Source organism: Mycobacterium sp. 4D054 (assembly GCF_052245755.1).
GTDB lineage: Bacteria > Actinomycetota > Actinomycetes > Mycobacteriales > Mycobacteriaceae > Mycobacterium.
Genome location: NZ_JBQQCF010000118.1, coordinates 1 through 2,569, shown reverse-complemented (window position 1 = coordinate 2,569; position 2,569 = coordinate 1). Strand labels below are relative to the sequence as shown.

General features: G+C 58.6%; 2 protein-coding genes. One reads left to right on the top strand and one right to left on the bottom strand.

All coding sequences use genetic code 11. The features are described 5' to 3' along the window. Positions 1-123: 123 nt before the first annotated feature. On the bottom strand, positions 124-1,275 hold the full coding sequence (locus ACTWP6_RS30085; protein ID WP_443189620.1) for a hypothetical protein: 1,152 nt from the start codon (positions 1,273-1,275) through the stop codon (positions 124-126). A gap of 384 nt (positions 1,276-1,659) precedes the next feature. On the opposite strand from ACTWP6_RS30085, the gene ACTWP6_RS30080 reads away from it, so the two are divergent. After that, positions 1,660-2,569, top strand: a 910-nt coding sequence (locus tag ACTWP6_RS30080) for a hypothetical protein (RefSeq protein WP_443189621.1), incomplete at its 3' end; no start/stop codon positions are given.

The window sequence follows — 2,569 nt, the reverse complement described above, 5'->3', positions numbered from 1 at the left end:
AGGCCCGACCGGAGCGCACAGGAACAGCTGGACAGACCAGCAGATACCCCCTGCCCGCGACCAGGACCAGCCCTCAACAGCCCAGCGAGGCACACCTACCCCAATTCATCAGTGGATCGAGGCTTAGTACTCCATGTTTACGTGCCATTCCCACTGGGCAGCTTCCTCGTCTACGAACTGATCAAACCGTTCAGCTTCGAACGCTGCATTGACCTTGCTGCAAAACTCTCGGTCGTACCGGACGTCAAGTCCAGCTTGGATCCAGGTCCACGCCGGCCACATAAGAATGTCGGCTACCTCGGCCTCCCATCCATCGAAGACGGCGCACACCTTCGTGAAGTCACTCTCCGCGGCGGGCACCAGTGAGAATTGCGGGCTATGGCGTACTCGGGTCATATTTCCCGGAATCGCCCCCACTCCAGGAGCATGAAAATAGGTGGTCGCACAATCTTTGCCAAAGGCGCCGTGGCCATACGTGTTCCTATACCTTTCGGCGATGGTGTTAAGCCGTGAGAAGTAGTCGCCCGCGATCCCCGTTAAGTCACCGAGGACGTAACGATACTTGTCAGCCCAGGACAGTTTGATGACCTCGCGGACATCGATCGCCTTCGAATTATGCTCTGCGAAGAAAGGGATGGATAAAACAAGCACATGCTCGATCACGGAAAAGTAGGCGCCGCACATCGCGACGATATTGTAGAACGCTTCTCGTTCCTCTCGTGCGATCCAGAAGCCTCCCCCAGGCGCTTTTTCGGGAATGCGCCCCTTTCCGTCGAGAGCGAGCTGGGCGCCTTCGCGGAAGTACTCGTACGTGAGTCGTAACGCTTGGTACTGATTCTGGAGGGTCACGTTACCTTCCGCGATTTGGCGGTCGGCAACGTCGGCGAGCAGCAATTCTGCGGAGCGCTGACTGGCTGCGAGGCGCCCTAGAAAACTCCGTGCCCAAGCGTTCGCAGCGTCTTGACTGTCGGTCGGATACGAGAACGATAGCCGGAGGCCGAACTTTCGATGCGAAACGATGAAAAGCCAGTCGCCGTGTGTGAACGGGTATTGCCAGGCCGTCTTTTCCGCCCTCCCCAGGTCCTTGCATCCGCAGCTAACCAGGATGTAGCGAATTAGTGGCGGAACAGGAAATGTCTTCGCAGACATTTGTATCTCGCTGCCCGCGAGTTGGCCGTGTCTGGTTCTGTACCAAGACTGGACCTCGCTTGCATCAACCGGCGTAATCTCTGAGAGCAGATCATCGATGGTCCGCAGCGACTTTTTCTTGGGCACAATTCAGTCATTGTGCCCAACGCGTGATCTCCCGTCCAGCATAGTTTTGGCAGGTAAGTAGAGTCGGCGGTCGTGTTTCCGAATCTTCGGACCGGCGTCGTACTTCCAAAGCCTCTAGGGTGCTTGATTCAGTCGGTTTCGCGTGTAGCCTGCGAGTTTAGGTAAGGGCTCGCGTGAAAGTCCAGCAATAGCGCTTGCGTACCAACCGCGTACCTCCTAGCGACGGCTTTTCCGGATCTTTTGCCTTGACCTGCGCGCTCGCAAACCGCTAGCGCTGGGATGTTCGGTGCAGCATCATCGGTGGCCGTGGGCCGAAAAAGTAGGTCGAAGACAGAGCGGCGGGCGGGGCTTCGGGAGCCGACCGCAAAGGAGACGCGTCGCGCGGTGGCAAAGGCGGATCGCCGTGGACGCCAAGTGCAGCCGACCGTAGCGGACTTCGAACGCGTGAGTGCTCTGGGCGAATCGCGACTGATTGAGGCATTGATCGCTCGGCACAACGTGCGGATGTTAAACATCAAAGAGATACCTGACTGGTACGCCGTTGAAGCCCTCAAGCCGTTACTGCCGATTGGGATCCTCGATAGGGCGCATGTTGAGCTTGGCGTACCACTTCAGCGCTTTCCCGCATCCTTCCACGGAGACGGCCCCGCTCACCTCGCCTGGGGGTTGGAAAGTGCAGTCTCGGCCTGTCGCCTCATGCTCGCGGGGCAGCTCGTTGGCGCCGCCGTGGTCGCGAGACAGCAGTTAGAGCGCTGGACGTTGCTGCTCGGCGACGCGGTGGGCAACACGCGGCAACGCGGCGAAACTGTGCAGGAATTCATTGCTCGCTGCTGGTCGGCTTATTCAATCAGAGTTCTGGGCGAGAAGATCACGGATGCACCGGATTTGCCTGATACCACGCAGTTCGATGATCTCAACGTCACGACTCTCGAGCCTGACTTGGACCACGAGCACATCGCACTTTCGGATCGAACGGAGGTATGTCCCCCAACGGTGTACGGCTATCTAAGCGAGATCATCCACGGTTACGCGTGTCGCGGGTCTATCGCGTGGGAGGCGCTGCACGGTTTGCAGCCATCCGACATCCCCGACGACATAGATGCGGCATTGGGTGCCATCTGCGATGCACTCAGTCTGTGCACTATCCAGCTGAAGTTGGTAACCGCAGTGAACCATCCCGCGTTTGATGCGCACCTCCTTCCTTGGGAAGGTGCATGTCATGCCGAGCAAGTACGACCCGGAGACCCGAGCGAAGGCGGTCCGTCTGGTGCGCGAGCACCGGGAGGACTATCCG